Here is a 19,773-nt window from a genome sequence, read left to right as displayed (position 1 = left end):
TGGTTAGTTAAATTTTAAATACTTGAACCGTTGATTGATTAGGTTGAGTTGTTAATTATCGTCTGTTGTAATATTTATACCATTATCGTCAATGTTGACTCTAATCGTTTCGCTTTCTGCCTTGATACCATCCTCATCAATTTGAAGACTATTGGTGTCAGATTTTGCTCTAATGCCTTCCTCATTAATTTGCAGTCCATTGCCTTCTTCATCTTCTATATTAACTTCGGTTTTAAACTCTTCGTCAATTGGGCAATCTAAACACTCAACTCCATTGCTTATGATTTTGAGATGGCGTTCTTCCATATTATGGTCTAGTATGTCATTATAGTAATGATCGTTACTATGATAATGATACGTGTTTTCATCTGCATAGAGAATAGCTCCTTCTGGCAAGTAAACGGTTACTGTTATTTTTTGATCTTTTCTACTCTCATCAAGTGGTATGGTCAAATAGTTGTCTAACAGTAATTCGTTATTTGCTAAATTGAAATTATAACGTATGTTTTTAGCTCTGTTTTTAGCATCATCAAAATCTAAACCTCTTGCACTACGCTCAATTCTTATTTTGGCTACGCTATCTTTAGTAGATCTTACGATAAGTCTAATAGCTTGACTGTATAATATTTTTTCATCATTGTCATTATATGCAGTTTTAAAATTATGAAACCTTCTAGAATAACTACTTGTGATTAAATCATTGTTTGTCATTCTAATCGTTAACGTATCATTTGCTTTAATGGAAGCTAATTTTTCGGTTTTAATAGAAGAACCTTCTTCTTTATAGCTTAATCCAAATTTTATAAAGGTTATAGATAATGCAATGAATGAAATAATCCATAAACCTAGTAAAGTGTATTTAGCAGTTTTACCAATTGATTTCATATTAGAAATTAATATTTTTAATCCTAAATAGAATACAAAAAAGGCTATGATTCCGAAGAAAAAGAATAACAATATAGACATCAACCAGTCTGGCATTCCTGATGTATCTGTAACACTATAGAAATCAACTCCTGGAAAATGAACGCTATCTAAGAAGCTCAAACTAAATAAGCTAATGATTAAAGAAATTATTGTTACTGCTCCTACAAACATGATTATTAAACCAAAGAATTTAGCAAACAACTTCAAAAAGAACATAAAAATATTACCTATAGCTTCAAAAAAAGAGCTAGAAGATGATTTAATACGTTCGCTTTGACGTGGTAAATCTGCTTTTTTTACACCTTCTTGAATAGAATCAGACACATTTTCAAAACCTTCCTTGATTTTGTCACCATGTTTCTTGAAATCTACGTTTTGAACTGCGCTTGAGACGCTATCAAATCCGTCCTTGATTTTTTTTTCAATGTTTGAGATATTGACTTGCTCACCCTTCATCTGTAATTTTTCTGAAGTTGTAGTCGCCTCAGGAACAAAAATCCAAAGTAAGATATAAAGTAACACTCCAGTTCCTGCACCAAAGATGAGTAAGATCCATATTAAACGAACCCAAACCGCGTCAATACCAAAATAATGACCTAATCCAGATGATACACCTCCAACATAAGAGTTATCTGTATCTCTATATAGTTTTTTAGTTGTTGAGGTACGTTTACTAGAATATGTTTTTTGTTGAGGTTCATCTTCAAAAATTTCATCATCAACGAGGTAATCCTCAGGTTGTCCCATGATTGTAATCACATCATCAACCTCTTTATTACCAATAACTTGTCTTTCGTTTTGTACACGCTCTGTAAACAATTCTGCAATACGAGCTTCTATATCTGCTATAATTTCAGATCTTCCTTGAGAGTCTGTAAATGAACGTTTTATAGCCTCAAGATAGCGTTGTAATTTTAGGTAAGCATCTTCATCTATGTGGAAGAATATACCTGCTAAATTTATGTTGACTGTTTTATTCATTATTTCGTGTTTTTTTGTCTTGTTACTATGTTAACTGCGTTTTGTAATTCGTTCCAGGTTGTTGTTAATTCTTTTAAAAATAACTGTCCTGTCTCTGTAAGACCATAATATTTTCTTGGTGGTCCAGATGTGGATTCTTCCCAACGATAATTGAGTAATCCAGCATTTTTAAGCCTTGTGAGAAGCGGATAAATTGTACCTTCTACCACAAGTAGTTTTGCGTCTTTAAGTGTGCTTAATATTTCTGCAACATAAGCATCATCATCTTTTAATACTGATAAAATGCAGTATTCTAAGACACCTTTTCGCATTTGAGCTTTTGTGTTTTCTATTTTCATAAATTCTTTCTAATGTTTTTTAAATTTCTTCGGAAATTGGCTTGAAGCAAATCCTGAGGGTCTAACACTAATTGTGAAGACTGTCTTGACATTTTCCGAAGAGATTCAAATTTTAATAAACTGTTCATTTTTTGATTGTTGAATTGATGGTTATATATAAATAGTGAGTGATTAGTTCACATAATTTTATTTTAAAAAATTGATGGTTAAAGGATATTCATAAATTTCACCATCTCTAGCTTTTAAACTCGCAATAACTATAAAAATAAGCTCTAGAATAAATCCTGCAACTGCAAGAAATCCTAAAATACCTCCCGAAATTAATAATAGAGGCGAAGGCTCATTAACATTAATATGAAAATCATGAAACCCATGAAAATCAATAAAGTCTAAACCGTTAAAAACTTTAAAAATGAAAAATGGAATAGTTAACGTTCCAATAATTACAGCATATAATAAAATGCTCATCTGAAAATTAATGGCTTGCTTACCATGTTTGTCTATAAATTCAGATTTGTCTTTATTCATAATCCATAAAACAATTGGTCCTATGAAGTTTCCTAACGGAATTAAAAACCTACTAAAGGTTGATAAATGAATAAATGTGGCGATGTTTTTTTGATGATTAGTTGTCATGATTAAAAAGCATATAGTAATTTCTTATACAAATATATGTCTTTAAAAAGGTATTATGTTACGCATAGTACTTAAATTTAACATAATATTAACAAATTGTTATTCCGAATATTTTCTATATTTTAGCTGAAACATCTAGTATTTATGAACGTTTCACCTAGTAAACTCAATAGCTTCTTATTATTTAAACTACCATCTGCATATTTTTGTGGAGTGCGTACAAAGTCATTAAATGATACCACTTGTGTGGTTTCAGTAAAGCACAGGTGGTTTAATCAAAACCCATTTAATTCTATGTTTTGGGCAGTGCAAGGTATGGCAGCAGAGTTAACAACAGGAGCTTTGGTAATGTCTAAAATTAGATCAAGTGGAAAGAAAATATCAATGCTTGTAGCCAGTAATAATGCTTCATTTACTAAAAAAGCTACTGGTAGAATTACATTTACTTGTGATCAAGGACAAAAAATAGATGATGCAATTGCAAAAGCTATAGAAACTGGAGAAGGACAAACAGTAACCTTAAATTCTAAAGGAATTAATAAAGAAGGTTTACAAGTCTCCGATTTTAATTTTGAGTGGACGCTTAAAGTAAGGTCTTAATTGTCATTGTATTAAAGGTTTTTTGATTAGAGAATAATTTGATTAAATTTATAGAACCATGTAACAAATTGGTAAACTATTCAACATATAAGCAAATCAATAATTAAACAATCAAAAAATGACATCACACGAAATAGACTTTAGAATTTACGGAGAAGAAATGCAGTACGTCGAGATAGAACTCGATCCTCAAGAAGGCGTCATCGCAGAAGCTGGAAGCTTCATGATGATGGATGACGGTATTAAAATGGAAACCATCTTTGGAGACGGTTCTCAAAAGGATACAGGTTTCTTCGGAAAAATACTAGGAGCAGGAAAACGTATTCTTACAGGTGAAAACCTATTTATGACTGCTTTTTATAATAATCTTTCAGGGAAACGTAACGTTTCATTTGCATCACCATATCCAGGAAAAATTATTCCAATAGATCTTACAGAGTATAATGGTAAATTCATTTGCCAAAAAGATGCATTCTTATGCGCAGCAAAAGGTGTAAGCGTAGGGATAGAATTTTCTAAAAAAATAGGTCGCGGACTTTTTGGTGGCGAAGGATTCATCATGCAAAAATTAGAAGGTGATGGTATGGCATTTGTTCATGCAGGAGGAACTACAGCTAGAAAAGTATTGCAGCCTGGAGAAATATTAAGAGTAGATACAGGTTGTATTATTGGGTTTACTCAAGATGTAGATTATGATATAGAATTTATTGGAGGTATCAAGAACACTGTTTTTGGAGGCGAAGGTTTATTCTATGCAAAACTTCAAGGTCCAGGAGTTGTTTATGTACAATCATTACCGTTTAGTAGATTAGCTGGTCGCGTAATAGCTTCATTACCAAGAGGAGGAAATAGTAAAGGAGAAGGTAGTATACTTGGAGGATTGGGTGATATTTTAGATGGTGATAATCGATTTTAAAATTTAATTCCTGTAAGAAATGTATTTAAAGGTTGTGTTTTGACGCAACCTTTTTTAGTTTTGAGTATCTATAGCATATACACTAAACCAGAACACTAACAACATGAAACTATTATTCACTTCTTTTCTATTTTTGTTTACTATTCTTATTGGTCATTCACAAATTATTGATATACCAGATGCTAATTTTAAAAATAGACTTTTAGAATCTGATAATTCAAATTCTATAGCTAAAGATCTAAATGGTAATTCTTATCAGATAGATGTAAATAACGATGGAGAAATTCAAATAAATGAAGCTTTATCTGTTTCTTATTTGAACCTTAGCTCTAGCAATATACTTTCAATAGAAGGTATAGAGTATTTTACCAATTTAAGTATATTATATTGTAATCATAATGGTTTGACGAATATTGATTTAAGTTCCAATTTACTATTAACTGAGCTTACTTTGAATTTTAATGACCTAGGTAGTTTAGATATAAGTAATAATTATTTTCTAACTAGTTTACAATGTAGTTCAAACTATAATCTTGTTTATTTTAATATCAAAAATGGTAATTCTTTCACTCAACAAATAGAAATAGTTGATGTTCCAAGCTTAGCATATATGTGTATTGATGACATAGATTTACCATTAGTTACTAATTTAATTAATTATGAAGTTCCTAATCTTGTTGCCAATTCTTATTGCTCATTTACACTAGGTGGTGAAAGTTTTATTGTTGAAGGCGAAAATAAAGTCGATACAAATCTTGATGGCTGTGATTTAAATGACTACTTGTATTCAAACTTAAAAATAAATATTTTTAATGCTAATTTTAATTGGACCTATTATACTAATGCATCAGGAAACTATAGTATACCAGTTACTGAAGGTACAAATACATTAACACCAGTATTTGAAAATTCTGATTACTTCTCATTTCCACAAAATAATATTACAGTCAGTTTTCCTCAAGAGGTAAGTCCTTATAATCAGGATTTTTGCATCATTCCAAATGGAATTCATAATGATTTAGAAGTTTTTATTATCCCAATTACGGATGCGATTCCTGGTTTTGAGTCCACTTATAAAGTCGTTTATCGAAACATTGGTAATACAATGTTGACTGGAAATGTAAATCTTGATTATAGTTTTGATAGCGATTATATGCAGTATCAAAGCTCAATACCTTCTGAAATATCTAACATAAATAATGTACTGTCTTGGGATTATATTGATTTGGCACCTTTTGAAACTAGAGAAATAGAAGTGAATTTCATTTTGAATACTCCTACAAATCCGAATTATCCATTAAATTCAGGAGATGAACTAAATTTTGAAGCTACAATTTATCCAATACAAGATGATGAAACTCCAAATAATAACGATTTCGGTTTAAAGCAAATCGTCATTAATTCTTATGACCCAAACGATATTACATGCTTAGAAGGAGAGACAATTGAACCTGATGATGTTGACAAGTATGTACATTATATGATCCGTTTTGAAAACTTGGGTACAGCAAATGCAACTAATATAGTTGTAAAAAATAATATTGATGATACAAAATTTGATATCAATACGTTGGTTCCTTTAGATGGTAGTCATGATTATTATACAAGAATTAATACTCAAAATGACGTCGAGTTTATTTTTGAAAATATTAATTTACCTTTTGATGATGCTACTAATGATGGTTATGTACTCTATAAAATTAAAACCTTAGAAAGTTTAGTTTTAGGAGATACATTTTCTAACCAAGCAGAAATTTATTTCGATTTTAATGCTCCAATAATCACTAATACTTACACTACAGAAATTGCAGAAGATAATTTAAGTGTTTTAAACACTAACCTCGTTGAAACTAATATATATCCTAATCCAGTAAATGATATCTTAACGATAGAAAGTGAAGCTGTTATTAATTCAGCAAGTATCTATGATATCAATGGAAGAGCAATATTAACTTCGAAATTTAATGATGCTAGCCATCAAATGGATTTGAGTTTACTAGATTCTGGAATTTATTTTTTAAAGGTGTTTTCAAATCGAGGAAATGAAACTTTGAAGATTATTAAAGAATAGTTTGTATTAAGAGTATTGGGATTTGTTTTGATGCTTTCTAATTTTATTTTAAGGTTTTGTTTTTAACAAAGCCTTTTTTAATTTTCTTAGCCTAAGAAATTGAAGAGCCTTATATTTGTTTTTGGATCAAAGTAGTCCTCTGCCAACTTATGAAAATAGTATTATCAACTCTATTATTAATTTTTAATCTGTCTATTTATGCTCAAAATTCAAATTTAGATATCTGTCTAAAACACATTGATTCTGCTTATAATACTTATGAAGATCAACCAGAATTAGCTAAAGCTTATTTAGACTCTATTCCCGAACCTGTAGAGTTGAACATGAAGGGTCATTTAGCAGACTATTATAGACTGAAAGTGCTCTTAAGCGATAAGTTGAATAATGGAGCAGAACTTTTTCACAATTCTTTATTGGCTCTAAAATATGCAAAAGATGAGAATAATTTTGACATTGCAGGTCTATCTTCAATAGAGTTATTCTACAATACGTATTTATCAAAACAGGATTCTACAGCTTTCACTTATCTCAAAGATGCAGAATCGTATTATAAGAAAGGTAATAACATCAATGGATTAGCAGAAGTAAAACAGATGTATGCCTATATAGAACTTCATAAAAAAAATTATGCAAAAAGTAATGCGCTAATTTTAAAACATCTGTCTGAATATAAGAGTATTAAAGATGACGGTTATTACTATATGTATGCGTTGTTTATGTTGAGTTCTAATTATATCCATCAAGGTGATCTTAAAAAGTCACACACTTATTTTCAGCGTTTAAATGCGTTAGAAAAAGACAGTACAATCTCTAAATACCTATATGACGTTCATAAAGTATCCATAACGTTATGTATTGCAGAGTATCATCTTGATAAGATACGCTTGGATTCTACAATGTATTATCTAAAAAAAGCAGAAGCTGAAAGATATGCTATGAATACGAGTGATATTGAGTTATATTTCAATATATATAAAAGTTACTATGAGCAAATTGATGATTTGGTTGGTAAATCTAACTACATTGATTCTCTAGCTAATTTTCAGGATAAATTATTGGAAAAGAATATGACTGCTAGTCTTAACATCAATGAATCTTTAATAAAGTCTGAAAATCTATTAACCAATGAAAGCACTAAAAAAATTTTTAATAGAAATTTAGCGATTATACTCTCTTTAGTTCTTTTAGTTTTCCTAGTTGTTGTAACGATAAACTATAAAAAGTTTAAAAATAGTATTGAAGGCTATATGAGTAGAGAGAAAAATTCTCAACATTTAAAATCAAATAATGAAAAGCTTAAAGTAAAAGTTGTTGGATTAGAACAGTATATTTTAAAAGTGAAAGATGAGGTTAAAGTGATTTCTACAGTTTCAGAACCTTTAGAATTACGTAAAAATATTAAAGAGCTTTATAAAGATATTCATCTTAAATCAGCGACAGAACTTACAAATGGAGAAAGTCATCTAGACTTAATTAATGATTTAAACGCTGAGTTTTTCAATGAGATTAAGAGCGTTTATCCACAATTAAATGACTCCGAAATTATAATATGCTACTACATATTTACTGGGTTTAAAAATAAAGAAATAGCTAGTTTTCTAAATGTTTCGATAAGATCTGTAGAAAGTACACGCTATAGAATTACTAAAAAATTAGAATTAGATTCTAATCTAACTAACTTAGCTGATCACCTTCAAAATACGTTTAACTAACCATTATTAATATCATTTTATCGGTTTTTTCAATATGCGTAGTTAATGCGTAGTTGTTATTGCATGACTGTATGTGTAACATTTTCATATTTGTAATTGAATTTTTTTTAAGCTATTAATCAATATTAATAATTACTATTATGAAAAGAACTATTACTCTTTTATTTTTAATCTTTTCGGTTTTGTCTTTTGCCCAAACCACAGATTACAAAAAAGCACCTTTAAAAAAGGGAGCTAATTATTTTGATGTCGTCAATGAAATGAGGCAAGAACTTGCACCATTAACACAAAGTACATCTAAAACAGATATTAAAAAAATTAAACAGTTTGAGCGTTGGGCATTTTATTGGAAAGACCGTGTAGATTTACAAGGGAATTTTCCAAGTGAATTATTAGGGTTTTATAACGCTGGATTATTAAATGCAGATGGAACTATAGCTTCAAATAATTTTAGTAGATCAACTCAAAGTTCACAATCTTGGTCAAATGTTGGACCTCAAACGGTTCCAGATGCTAATGGTTACCCTAATGCTCCGCAAATGGGACGACTTACAAGTTATAAGAAATTCTCTAAAGTGCCTGAAGCACAAAGTGTTTTATTTGTAACAGCTCCAGTAGGAGGAATTTGGAAATCTACAGATAATGGAGCTACATGGTCTCCAAAACTAGATCAATTGGCAGCAATTGGAGTTACAGATCTTGATGCTCTTTCTATTGATGCTAACACTCCTGGAACGATATATGTATCTACTGGAGATTATGATGCAGATCATATTAAATCAATAGGTGTTTTAAAATCTACAGATTTTGGTGAAACGTACCAATCTACAGGATTATCATTTACTTTAGACCAACAAGAAACAACATCTAACTTGATTGTTATTGATGATAATACTGTTATTGTAGGAACCAATCAATATATTAAGAAAACTACAGATGGAGGTTTAACATGGACTAATAAATACACCCATAATTATAACGATGCTGCAATAGGGAAGTTTCATAGAAACGGAACAAATATCATGGCATGTGATAGTTGGGGAGGATTGTTGTTTTCTTCGGATAATGGAGAAACATGGATACAGTTGATAGTTGAAGGTAATAGTTATACAAGACATGCTACAACAGCTGATGAAGCTACTGGTATTTTCTATGTTCAAAATGAAGCAGGACAAGTATCTACTTATAATCCAGTAGATGCTACGCCAACATTAACAGCTCTAGGGATTCCTTCAACTGGATACAATGCTCAAGGTGTTTATAATCAAGCAATAGTTGTTAAAAATGGTTTAATTATTTCTGGTGGTGTTGATGCAATTAACTCAGATAATAATGGAGGTGTTTGGTACACTACTTTAAATAATGCTTGGGAAGACAACACTTCAGCAGGTTCTTATGGTCATGCAGATATTCATGAAATGGGAGCTCGTTCTGGTTCAAACTATGATTTTTGGGCAGTTAATGATGGTGGATTAATTTATTTTAATTACACTGGTATTGCAGATGAGAAGCCTACTGTTAATTATATTTCAGATGGTGTAATAGTTACTCAAATTTATTCTGTTGCGATTTCTCCACAAAGTGAAGACCATAAAATAATAGGTAATCAAGATAATGATGGTTATAGTTTAGAAATGAAAAATGGTACATTACAATGGGTATCTGCTTTAGCAGGTGACGGTACATGTACAGCTATTGATTATACAAACCCACAAATACGTTATTTAGGTGCACAAAATGGTGTTTTAAGTAGAACAGATATCGGTTTTCCTAGTTATGACTCAGCTACCTTTTTGACTACTCCAACAACTGGAGCACCTTTTGTATGGACATTAAAAATGAATTCTACAATACCGACGACATTATATGGCGGATTTGCTGAAGTTTACAAAACTACAGATAAAGGCGCAAATTGGTCAAACCTAAATTCTGGAGCAGGACAAATCTCATATATCGAAACCTTTGGAAATAACTTACTAGTTATTGGTGAAAATGGAGCTAGAAAATCGAGTAATGATGGTGTTGCGTGGTCTGCAATTTCAGAACCAGAAGCAAATGCTAAATTAAATTCATTATCGCTTGACCAAAATAATAATAGCACTATTTATGCTACGGTAAACGGTTATGTTGATGGATCAAAAGTATTTAAATCAACAAATGGTGGAAGCTCATGGACAAATATCTCTGCAGGATTACCAAATGTTAAAATGACACAAGTCGTTTTTAAACAAAATCAAGGTGCTAACGAAATTCTTTTTGCAGGTACTGAGATTGGAGCTTATTTTAAGACAGGTACTGGAAACTGGGAAAAACTTGGTCAAGGTTTACCTAATGTAAATATTAGTGATATTGAAATTAATTATACAGTAGATAAATTGGTTGCTGGAACGTATGGTCGTGGGCTATGGGAAATAAGCATCAATAATACTACATTAGGTGTTAATGAAATTGCTACTACTGCAGATCAAACACCAATTATCTATCCTAACCCAGCTTTAGAAGATAAGTTAAATATCAAAATACCTAATAATACAGATACTTTTGAGTATGTAATGTATAACGTTGTTGGAGGTATTGTTTCTAAAGGTCAACTTAACCCTGGAGTGAATACTATCGATGTTAAAAATATCTCTACAGGTGTATATGTTATAAGAATGGTAAATGGAAACTTTGTTTCTAGTCAAAAGGTGATTATCAATTAATTATAAGTTAAATCAATGTTGAAGGTCTAAAAGGTTTAACTTTTTAGGCCTTTTTGTTAAACTTTTGTTTAGAGGCAATTTCGAACCATATTTTTTACTACATTTATGATGTAATAATTAAAACAAAGCCTATACAGTAAATCTACTTTTTTATTTAACCTAAAACCAAAAAAATGGCAAGAGCAATGTTTGAGTACACTAAAACCGTACTTAGTAAAGTCAGTTTTGACAGCACATTGTTTTGTAAAGAATTACAAAAAGCACTTCAAAGATTATTACCGTACGAAATTGAAGAGCTTAAGATTTATATTAAATCTTTAATTCTGCAAAACCCTGAATTAGATCAATGTTTAATTTTATTAAAACCATAAAAAAAAAGCGACGTAATTGTCGCTTTTTTTTATTCTGAAATGTGCCAACCTCAAATAATTAGAGTTTATTATTTTTTTGGCAACGGACTAATAATCTCTACATTTTGAAACGCAATAGCTCCACGAATAACACCAGAAATCACATTATGTAACGCATCTATGATTTGCATTTTAAGTTCATTTTTATGATAAATGATACTCACCTCTCTCGCTGGAGAAGGATCATTGAAATGATGTAACATTTTAGACATGTTCTCATTGAGGTCTAATGTGTTTAAATAAGGTAGAAGTGTCATGCCTAAACCTTCGTTTGATAGTTTAACTAAAGTTTCTATACTACCACTTTCTAATTGAAATTGATCGTCATCATGATTTTTTAATGTTTTACAAAGATTGATTACTCCGTCTCTAAAACAATGTCCATCTTCTAAGAGAAGCATGTCATTTAAGTCTAAATCAGACACGTCAATTTTTTTCTTGTTTTTTAATCTGTGGTCATTAGGGATGTAGCCGACAAAAGGTTCAAAATACAATACGCGCTCTTTAATAGATTCATGTTCTAATGGAGTTGCAGCAATTGCAGCATCTAAATGACCATCCATGATACGAGTTATAATTTCTTCGGTAGTTAACTCTTCTATTTTGAGTTTTACTTTTGGGTATTTTTTAATAAAGTTTTTAAGAAACATAGGTAAAAGAGTAGGCATTACCGTTGGGATGATTCCTATTCTAAATTCGCCACCTATAAATCCTTTTTGTTGATCTACGATGTCTTGGATACGTTCAGATTCATCAACTATATTTTTTGCTTGCTGTACAATCTTTCTACCTACATCTGTTAATTCAATAGGTTTTTTACTTCTGTCAAAAATTTGGACATCTAATTGATCTTCCAATTTTTGTATTTGCGTACTTAAAGTTGGTTGTGTTACAAAGCATTTTTCGGCTGCTTTGGTGAAATTTTTATGTTCAGCTATTGCTAATACGTATTTTAATTGTGTAATTGTCATTTGTATTGATTTATGCTATAAAGATATTAAAACTATTCATAAAAACTATGATAATTTGATTCAAATACTCGTTAAATTTGTATAACAAAAATATAAAGATTATGACAACTAATAGTATAGGTTTAGAGACCAAAAAAACAAAAGAAATTGCAAGTGATTTAAATACGCTTTTGGCAAATTTTCAGATTTATTATCAAAATTTAAGAGGAATTCACTGGAATATAAGAGGTAAACGATTTTTTGAATTGCATCCTAAATTTGAAGAATTGTATACAGATGCAAATCTTAAAGTAGATGAAATTGCAGAGCGAATTTTAACTCTTGGATTAACTCCATTACATACATTTGAGGATTATTTTAAAGCAGCTAAAATACCTGTGGGAAAGAATATTTCCGAAGATGAAAAGGCAGTGCAACTTATTGTTGATTCACTTTCTGAATTACTGAAAATTGAACGTCAAATACTAAATGATGCTGGTGATGCAAATGATGAAGGGACGAACTCAATGATGAGTGGTTTTATTACCGAACAAGAAAAAACAGTTTGGATGATGAAAGCTTGGTTGGGTGAGTCGGTTTAATTTCCGAAGAAAATAATAAAGAAAACCCCTTCAGAATACTATATTCTGAAGGGGTTTTGGAAATTAATAAACCAACCAACTAAAATTGGGTATTAGTTACAATCACGTTCTAATTGTAAAAATTCGTTATTAGATTCTAATAAAATAAATTCTTCACTGCATACAACTACTGTCCAATCAAGGGCAGCTATTAGTGTGTAAGGTTCCATATCAGTGCCAAAAGACATAGATATTTGATTTGTACTTGGGTTTTGGTTAGTACTCCAATCACCTACAGTAACTGTTTCATTTGTTTCTGGGTTTCCTACAGAGAAACTTCCATCTGTATTAAATATAAAGTACTCAGGAATTACATTTTGATATAAACTTGTATTTACATACCAAACGCAATCATTTAAAATAGTATCTAATTCTTCTTCAGAGCAATTTGCGGTATTACTTTGGCAGTCTACAAAATCGTTTGCACTATAGCCTGCACATTCTGCTTCACATGAATTAAGGAATGTGATTATTTCAGTACCTAATCCTGTTTCAACTTCAACACAAACTGGATTAACTTCTGTAGTACAAATACAGTCTTGGCATTCTAGTTTAATTGTATAATTACCATTAGAAAATTCTAGATCTCCAGAAAAGCAGTCTATAAGCTCCCAACTACCGTTAAGTAGAGGGAAACTTAGTGCACCATCCATGATTATTGTAGTTGTATTGTTAACGGTTGTCACACTCCAAGTGCCAATATCTGTTACTGTTAATTCTCCGTTCACAATAAGTTCTCCACCGTCATTGAACATCACTTGGTTAATATCTACAATCTCTTCATTTTGATTGTATATTTCGATATCATATACATCACAAGACATCAATATAAATTGTAGACTTTCTATGTCTAGTGTACAATCACTATTTTCAAGACAAGATTCTAATAATGCAATAAATGCTTCTTCGTTACCTACTGTAAGTACTGTTCCGTCATCTAAGGTAACATCAAATGAATATACAAAGTTAAAATAGTAAGCGTTATAAAGTGCATTGTCGAGTTCCGTTTGTGAGTTTACAGTAATAGTAGCTCCATTATCCGTAATAATAGTTATGGGGAAATTAAATGTAAAACAATCTGTACCTCCTGGAGAGTTATAATCTCCATAACAATTTTCTACAAAATCAGCTTGGGTAAAACCATCACATTCAGCAGCACAAGCATTAGGGTATGTAATTATGAAACTTTCGCCATTTGAAGTATTTAATTCAATACAAACAGGACTATAATCAAAATTGCAGTTACAATTATCTTCAAAATCACAATCTTCTAACAAGTCAGCAAATTCTTCTTCATTGTTAATTGTAGCAACTACTATTGCATCTTGATCTTCATTATATACTTCTACATCAAAAGGGAATTCAATACCATTGATATATAAATCATCTGATGAGTAAATCATGACTTCAACTAAATCATCAAGATTAATTATCGTAACGGTTGTACCATTATTATATGATAGGTTTAATGGATAAACAAAATCAAAACAGAAATCAAAAACGATGTTACCTGTTGGGTTTTCAGTTGGTATAACATCACCTTGACTATCAAATTGTGTTCTTAGTTGAGTTAAAGATGTTGTAATAGATGTGCTTGCCCCAATATTTTGTTCTTCTATAACGGGTTCATTATTTGTACATGATGTAAAACAGCATGCAATAAATATGATGCTTAGAAAGGCTAGTTTTAAATTTCTCATAATTTCTTTTTTTTGAATTTTTATTTCAATTTTTTAGCGATTAATCATAACTAAGACAACACACTTTTAAAATACCCTACTTTTTTCTCTAACTATTTTTTAATTAGTTTTGACCAATAATTATAAACCAACTAGTGTCTAAAGATCAACAAAAAATATGTCAGGAGAAAACTTTTGAAGCTGTCTACAAGCAGTATTCAAAAGAGTTAAGACGTTTTATCTTCTTTAAGACTCAAGACCTTGATAAGGCAGAAGATATTTTACAAGAGACTTTTATTAAACTTTGGGACAATTGTGGTAAAGTAAACTATGATAGTGTTAAGGGCTATTTATATACAATAGCGACTAATACTTTTTTAAACACGATTAAGCATGACAAAGTTGTAAGAAAACATCAAGACGCTTTAGTGATGCATAAAAATAATGAATCACCAGAGTTTATAATGTTAGAAAAGGAGTTTATGGATAAATTAGAACGAACCATAGATGCATTGCCAGAAAAACAAAAAGAAGTTTTTTTATTAAGTAGAATAGAAAAAAAGAAATATAAAGAAATTGCAGATCATTTAGATATATCTGTTAAAGCTGTGGAGAAAAGAATGCATTTAGCATTAGTGGTGATAAGAGAAAAAATTGGAAATATTTAAAACTAAGGTAGGGTTTTATGTAATGTAGTTGTATTAGTAGTAGAATATTATGAAAGATCAAAATTTAAATAGCGAAAATGATACGTTTTTAGCAAAATGGTTAGAGGGAGAACTCTCTGATGATGCGCTAAAATCTTTAGTTTCTGAAAACGAGTATCATTCTTTTTTAAAAATTAGAAAAGGGATTAATGCTTATGAGAATTTAGAGTCATCTACAGATGCATCTTTTAGTAAAATTCAAGATCATATTTCTAAAAAGAAAGAAAAGGGTAAAGTACGACAGTTAAATTCTAACAGTTGGTTGCTAGGTATAGCAGCATCTATTGTTGTTTTAATTGGTTTGTTTTTTATTCTTGGTGATGATATAGTTACTATAGAAACCAATTATGGAGAACAAAAAACAATTGTGCTTTTAGATGGATCTGAGGTTATCTTAAACTCCAAATCTACCTTAACCTATGATGAAGATGACTGGGAAAATAATAGAATTCTAAACCTAAAAGGTGAAGGGTATTTCAAAGTTAAAAAAGGAAGCACATTTACAGTAGTTACAGATAATGGAGATGTCAAAGTTCTAGGTACCCAATTTAATGTGAATTCTTTAAATGATTTATTTGAAGTAAGCTGTTTTGAAGGTAAAGTGAGTGTAACCTCAAAAGCAGAAAATTATATATTATTACCTACAAATTCAGTGAGAAGAATAAATGGCTTTGATGCAGAGCAATGGAAAACATTAGACGTTAATCCATCATGGATTAACGGAGAAAGTACATTTAAAAGTGTACCATTAAAATATGTAATTACAAGTATAGAGTCTCAATACAATATTAAAATAGAATCAAAAGAGATTAATAGCAACTTAATTTATACTGGTAGTTTTACTCATAAGGATTTAGATATTGCATTAAAAACAGTATTTAATTCTTTACAAATAAGATACATTGAAAAAGAAAAAGGAAACATCTATTTGAGCTCGAAGTGAAGAAATTGATAATCAACATTTTGTTAATTCTACCATTTTTAGCCTTTTCGCAAGAAGAGGCTAAATTTTTCATTTTTTTTAATAATACCAATTTAGACGATGCTTTTGAGAAGATTGAGAATGTATATGATGTACGATTTTCTTATCAAAATGATGGTATTACAGGCCTGAAGATTACCTTAAAAAATAAAGAGCGAACGTTAATCCAACTTTTAGAGGAGCTCAAAAATGAAACACGACTAGATTTTGAAGTAATTGCCAACAGGTACATCATCGTTAATAAATTCAAAAATGAGGTGACTTTACATCAATTAGATAAAGTCATTGTCAATAGTTATCTCACAAAAGGTATATCTAAAAACAGAAACACATCTTACCAAATTAATCCAGCTAGTTTAGGGATTCTTCCAGGACTCACAGAGCCAGATGTTTTAGAAAGTATTCAAATGTTGCCAGGTGTTGTGAGTCCAAACGAAACAGCTTCTGGTTTTTTAGTTAGAGGTGGTAAAATGGATCAGAATAGGATAATTTGGGATGGAATTAATATGTATCACAAAGGACATTTGTTTGGTATGATTTCACCATTTAACCCAAACGCTACAAAAAAAGTCACTTTCATAAATAAAGGTTCCAATCCAAGATATGGAGAACGTGTGTCAAGCGTTATTTCTATGACTACGACCTCCAAAATAGATAACGAATTTAAAGCGCAATTGGGTTTTAATGGTATTAGTGGAGATGCTTATATTGAAGCGCCAATCATCAAAGATAAGTTGGCTGTTCAAGCTTCTGTTAGGTCGAGTTACACCAATACATATCAATCTTTTACATTTGATAAGCTTGCAGATAAGGTGTTTGAAAACACTAAGATTAGAAGAGGAGATAACCCAAACAATAGTTTTGATTTTTTAGATTATAATATCAAACTAAACTATAAACCAAATGCAAATAATAACATATTTGCTAGTATAATTTCTATTGATAATACATTAGATTATGCACTTGATAATGCCGAAACTAATGAAACATTTAATGATCGTATGTCAATTAAAAACACAGGTTATGGTTTGGGCTGGACGACCATTTGGAACACTAATTTAAAGCAACATACATCTGCCTATTTTTCAGAATATAAATTGAATTATAATTTTATTACTTCGGAAAATGATACACAAACATCAGATTTTGAAAAGCGTAATATTATTTTTGATTCTGGGATTTCTACGGAATTTAATCTGGAAATCAATGAGAATAACAGTTCTACATTTGGTTATCAGTACGTTTTAAAGGATGTAGCCTATGCGTTTTTAAATACTACAAATCTTCAGTTTATTTTAGATGAAGACAAGACGGTTGTACAAACTCATAGTTTTTATGGGAATTATGTTTACAATAATTTAAAATTGTTTGATGTTGAAGTAGGAGCAAGAGCTACCTATTTTGAAGAACTAGAAGCGTTTAGAATTGAACCTCGATTATTGGTGTATAAAAACGTCTTTAAAAATGTGAAACTTCAAATTTCCGCAGAAATAAAAAATCAAATTATTAGTGAAATTGATGAAACAGTTATTAGTGATTTGTCATTAGAAAATAGAGTTTGGAGATTAGCTAATGGTGATGAATTCCCAATAATTAATGGTAAGCAAATTTCCGCAGGATTTATATATACAAATAATGGTTGGACCGTTGATATTGATAATTATTACAAAACATTAGATCATATTACTGCATTGTCACTTGGTTTTTTAAATCCAGAAAACAGTAATTTTAATATGGGTGAGCAGAATATTTATGGTATTGATTTGTTTTTGAGAAAACGTTTTAACGGTTTTAATACATGGTTGAGTTATTCATTTAATAATTCTAAAAGCAAGTATGATACTCTAAATGATGATAATTATTTTAGGTCTACGTCTAATGTTAGGCATGCTTTTTTAACATCATTAAGCTATAAAATCTCTGATTTTCAAGTCGCATTAGGTTGGAGATGGCAAACAGGTAAACCTTATACAGAATCTACAGTTGGAGATGATGGTTTAGAGTTTAATAATGGGATTAATACAAAACGATTGCCAGATTATCACAGACTTGATTTTTCTAGTACTTATAAATTTAAGTTTTCAAAAGATAGTAAGCTGAGAGCAAAAGTAGGTTTGTCTATACGTAATGTATATAACAAGACTAATTTTATTAGTCGAGAATATCGTGGTAACAATGATTTTGATAACGAGATAGAAACAATTGATAAGTTTTCAATAGGTTTTACACCTAATATGATGTTTAGGTTGTATTGGTAAACGAATTAAATAAAAAAGAACCTCATAATGAGGCTCTTTCTTAGGCTTAATAATTGATTGATGATTTGATTGATTAAGGGATGAGGTATTTTAAAATCTAATTGATAATTCTAAATCTTCATTTGCCACATTAAATTTGGCATCGTCATACATTGGAGGTCCAAAACTTCTTGGATTATTTGATGTTCCAAAAGATTCTTTAGGCATTCCGTTAGCTTCAAAATCCATACTTTGGTTTCCATTTAAATCATGTAATGCAATAATTGCGTAGTCTCCAGGTTGAATGTTTTCAAAGGTTATAGTTGCTTTTCCATCTTTAATGTCTGCCGAAGCACTTTGTATTGGTTGCTTTTTCATAAAAGTATCTTCAGTATTTAAAGCTAAAACTATTTTGCCATCGTCACTTTTTGCGTTTTCAATAGTTACTGTAATGGTTTGACCTTTTGTCTCTTGAGCAAATCCTAAAGTTGAGATAATTGTTAATGCGATAGATAAGAATAAAGTTTTCATAATATGTGGTTTTAATGGTTTGTTTGTTATTGATGATTCAAATATCTAACGAAACAACACGATTACGAAAATAGAATTACCCAACTGTAAATTTTTATGGATGAGTTGTGAGAATTGATGTATTTATAAATTTTTAAGCCATAGATATTGTATTTCGAGATATAAAAGGCACATAATTTATTCAGTAATCAAGACGCCTTTAATCATTTCGCTTTCCGTTGGTTTTTCAAACCAAGTTTCCATGAAATCAAAGTTGTCTTTACTCACTTCAAATTCAAAAGTATCTCCTTTGTCTTCATTTCTTTTCATAATTCTTTTAAAGCGTGTTTCTTTTGAAATATCTAAAAAATGAAGTTGTAGCTCAAAATTATTAAGTTTGGCAAACCGTCTGAATTTCTCGCGATGTTCAAATTTTGATAAGCCTAAATCAAGAATAGCATCTGTTTTTGAATTTTCTAGCTGCTTAACTAAATCCATGATGATGTTTTCTGCTCTGTCTATTCTTTCAAGAAACCAATCTAGAGAATCTATTGGTTTTTTATCAGGTAGAAATAAGGTGTTGTTCCATGTGTCTATTGAGAAAATGATACCATTAGTTTTACCTTTTAATTGTTTGGAGTAAGTGGTTTTTCCAGACCCTGTATTTCCTACGATGAGGTGAATCATTTTGTTGTTATTAATTGTATTGAAGCTAAGAATTATTTAGCAATTAAATATATACATTGTTTTAAAATATTTCTAATGTAATCAGTT

At 30.3% G+C, this 19,773-nt stretch carries 17 protein-coding genes; 10 read left to right on the top strand and 7 right to left on the bottom strand.

Features of this window, described 5'->3' with window-relative positions; translation table 11 throughout:
* Positions 1-51 precede the first annotated feature (51 nt).
* From IM744_RS10140 to IM744_RS10130, 3 genes are all read right to left on the bottom strand, one after another.
* Positions 52-1,908 (bottom strand): PspC domain-containing protein, encoded by a 1,857-nt coding sequence (locus IM744_RS10140; RefSeq protein WP_194508030.1) that lies wholly within the window; start codon positions 1,906-1,908, stop codon positions 52-54.
* Positions 1,908-2,246: a PadR family transcriptional regulator gene (locus IM744_RS10135; RefSeq protein ID WP_194508029.1), complete on the bottom strand. Its 339-nt coding sequence runs from the start codon at positions 2,244-2,246 to the stop codon at positions 1,908-1,910. The genes IM744_RS10140 and IM744_RS10135 overlap by 1 nt, the downstream gene beginning before the upstream one ends.
* A 186-nt stretch (positions 2,247-2,432) precedes the next feature.
* The gene (locus IM744_RS10130; protein ID WP_194508028.1) at positions 2,433-2,882 is read right to left on the bottom strand and encodes a DUF4870 domain-containing protein; all 450 of its coding nucleotides are present in this window, start codon (positions 2,880-2,882) and stop codon (positions 2,433-2,435) included.
* 144 nt (positions 2,883-3,026) lie between these two features.
* On the opposite strand from IM744_RS10130, the gene IM744_RS10125 reads away from it, so the two are divergent.
* From IM744_RS10125 to IM744_RS10100, 6 genes are all read left to right on the top strand, one after another.
* On the top strand, positions 3,027-3,482 hold the full coding sequence (locus tag IM744_RS10125) for a DUF4442 domain-containing protein (RefSeq protein WP_194508027.1): 456 nt from the start codon (positions 3,027-3,029) through the stop codon (positions 3,480-3,482).
* Positions 3,483-3,600: 118 nt separating this feature from the next.
* Positions 3,601-4,398, top strand: a complete 798-nt coding sequence (locus IM744_RS10120) for a TIGR00266 family protein (RefSeq protein ID WP_194508026.1) — start codon at positions 3,601-3,603, stop codon at positions 4,396-4,398.
* A 103-nt stretch (positions 4,399-4,501) separates the two neighbouring features.
* Positions 4,502-6,469: a T9SS type A sorting domain-containing protein gene (locus IM744_RS10115; RefSeq protein WP_194508025.1), complete on the top strand. Its 1,968-nt coding sequence runs from the start codon at positions 4,502-4,504 to the stop codon at positions 6,467-6,469.
* 149 nt (positions 6,470-6,618) lie between these two features.
* Entirely contained in the window at positions 6,619-8,181 is a 1,563-nt protein-coding gene (locus IM744_RS10110; RefSeq protein ID WP_194508024.1) for a helix-turn-helix transcriptional regulator, read from the top strand.
* Positions 8,182-8,321: 140 nt separating this feature from the next.
* A complete protein-coding gene (locus IM744_RS10105; protein WP_194508023.1) occupies positions 8,322-10,883 on the top strand; it encodes a T9SS type A sorting domain-containing protein in 2,562 nt (853 codons plus the stop codon).
* A 173-nt stretch (positions 10,884-11,056) separates the two neighbouring features.
* Positions 11,057-11,254 carry a hypothetical protein gene (locus IM744_RS10100; protein WP_040279783.1) on the top strand — a complete coding sequence of 66 codons (198 nt, stop codon included), beginning with the start codon at positions 11,057-11,059 and terminating at the stop codon, positions 11,252-11,254.
* A 68-nt stretch (positions 11,255-11,322) separates the two neighbouring features.
* On the opposite strand, the gene IM744_RS10095 is transcribed toward IM744_RS10100, so the two are convergent.
* Positions 11,323-12,264: a LysR family transcriptional regulator gene (locus IM744_RS10095; protein WP_194508022.1), complete on the bottom strand. Its 942-nt coding sequence runs from the start codon at positions 12,262-12,264 to the stop codon at positions 11,323-11,325.
* Positions 12,265-12,365: 101 nt separating this feature from the next.
* Between IM744_RS10095 and IM744_RS10090 the strand changes: the two genes are divergently transcribed.
* Positions 12,366-12,845, top strand: coding sequence for a Dps family protein (locus IM744_RS10090; protein WP_194508021.1), 480 nt, complete (start codon positions 12,366-12,368; stop codon positions 12,843-12,845).
* Positions 12,846-12,937: 92 nt separating this feature from the next.
* On the opposite strand, the gene IM744_RS10085 is transcribed toward IM744_RS10090, so the two are convergent.
* Positions 12,938-14,584, bottom strand: a complete 1,647-nt coding sequence (locus tag IM744_RS10085) for a hypothetical protein (protein WP_194508020.1) — start codon at positions 14,582-14,584, stop codon at positions 12,938-12,940.
* A 134-nt stretch (positions 14,585-14,718) separates the two neighbouring features.
* Between IM744_RS10085 and IM744_RS10080 the strand changes: the two genes are divergently transcribed.
* The 3 genes from IM744_RS10080 to IM744_RS10070 are packed head-to-tail and all read left to right on the top strand — an operon-like array spanning position 14,719 to position 18,510.
* Entirely contained in the window at positions 14,719-15,231 is a 513-nt protein-coding gene (locus IM744_RS10080) for an RNA polymerase sigma factor (protein WP_194508019.1), read from the top strand.
* Between the two features lie 49 nt (positions 15,232-15,280).
* Entirely contained in the window at positions 15,281-16,213 is a 933-nt protein-coding gene (locus IM744_RS10075) for a FecR family protein (protein ID WP_194508018.1), read from the top strand.
* 5 nt (positions 16,214-16,218) lie between these two features.
* A complete protein-coding gene (locus IM744_RS10070) occupies positions 16,219-18,510 on the top strand; it encodes a TonB-dependent receptor domain-containing protein (protein WP_194508017.1) in 2,292 nt (763 codons plus the stop codon).
* Positions 18,511-18,600: 90 nt separating this feature from the next.
* Here IM744_RS10070 and IM744_RS10065 read toward each other — a convergent pair whose 3' ends face one another.
* Both IM744_RS10065 and IM744_RS10060 read right to left on the bottom strand, forming a co-directional pair.
* Positions 18,601-19,020, bottom strand: coding sequence for a DUF2141 domain-containing protein (locus IM744_RS10065; protein ID WP_194508016.1), 420 nt, complete (start codon positions 19,018-19,020; stop codon positions 18,601-18,603).
* A gap of 177 nt (positions 19,021-19,197) precedes the next feature.
* The gene (locus IM744_RS10060; RefSeq protein ID WP_194508015.1) at positions 19,198-19,686 is read right to left on the bottom strand and encodes an AAA family ATPase; all 489 of its coding nucleotides are present in this window, start codon (positions 19,684-19,686) and stop codon (positions 19,198-19,200) included.
* Between the last annotated feature and the right edge of the window lie 87 nt (positions 19,687-19,773).

Origin of the sequence: Psychroserpens luteus (genome assembly GCF_015319355.1) — a bacterium.
Classification (GTDB): domain Bacteria; phylum Bacteroidota; class Bacteroidia; order Flavobacteriales; family Flavobacteriaceae; genus Psychroserpens; species Psychroserpens luteus.
The sequence above is the reverse complement of the archived record's forward strand: the minus strand, read 5'-3'. Positions and strand labels throughout refer to the sequence as shown.

Excerpts from the sequence above, each read along its gene's own strand:
- IM744_RS10100 (WP_040279783.1), top strand. The coding sequence starts at position 11,057 with ATGGCAAGAGCAATGTTTGAGTACACTAAAACCGTACTTAGTAAAGTC.
- IM744_RS10135 (WP_194508029.1), bottom strand. The coding sequence starts at position 2,246 with ATGAAAATAGAAAACACAAAAGCTCAAATGCGAAAAGGTGTCTTAGAA.
- IM744_RS10105 (WP_194508023.1), top strand. The coding sequence starts at position 8,322 with ATGAAAAGAACTATTACTCTTTTATTTTTAATCTTTTCGGTTTTGTCT.
- IM744_RS10075 (WP_194508018.1), top strand. The coding sequence starts at position 15,281 with ATGAAAGATCAAAATTTAAATAGCGAAAATGATACGTTTTTAGCAAAA.
- IM744_RS10065 (WP_194508016.1), bottom strand. The coding sequence starts at position 19,020 with ATGAAAACTTTATTCTTATCTATCGCATTAACAATTATCTCAACTTTA.
- IM744_RS10095 (WP_194508022.1), bottom strand. The coding sequence starts at position 12,264 with ATGACAATTACACAATTAAAATACGTATTAGCAATAGCTGAACATAAA.
- IM744_RS10115 (WP_194508025.1), top strand. The coding sequence starts at position 4,502 with ATGAAACTATTATTCACTTCTTTTCTATTTTTGTTTACTATTCTTATT.
- IM744_RS10060 (WP_194508015.1), bottom strand. The coding sequence starts at position 19,686 with ATGATTCACCTCATCGTAGGAAATACAGGGTCTGGAAAAACCACTTAC.
- IM744_RS10090 (WP_194508021.1), top strand. The coding sequence starts at position 12,366 with ATGACAACTAATAGTATAGGTTTAGAGACCAAAAAAACAAAAGAAATT.
- IM744_RS10140 (WP_194508030.1), bottom strand. The coding sequence starts at position 1,908 with ATGAATAAAACAGTCAACATAAATTTAGCAGGTATATTCTTCCACATA.
- IM744_RS10110 (WP_194508024.1), top strand. The coding sequence starts at position 6,619 with ATGAAAATAGTATTATCAACTCTATTATTAATTTTTAATCTGTCTATT.
- IM744_RS10125 (WP_194508027.1), top strand. The coding sequence starts at position 3,027 with ATGAACGTTTCACCTAGTAAACTCAATAGCTTCTTATTATTTAAACTA.
- IM744_RS10120 (WP_194508026.1), top strand. The coding sequence starts at position 3,601 with ATGACATCACACGAAATAGACTTTAGAATTTACGGAGAAGAAATGCAG.
- IM744_RS10085 (WP_194508020.1), bottom strand. The coding sequence starts at position 14,584 with ATGAGAAATTTAAAACTAGCCTTTCTAAGCATCATATTTATTGCATGC.
- IM744_RS10130 (WP_194508028.1), bottom strand. The coding sequence starts at position 2,882 with ATGACAACTAATCATCAAAAAAACATCGCCACATTTATTCATTTATCA.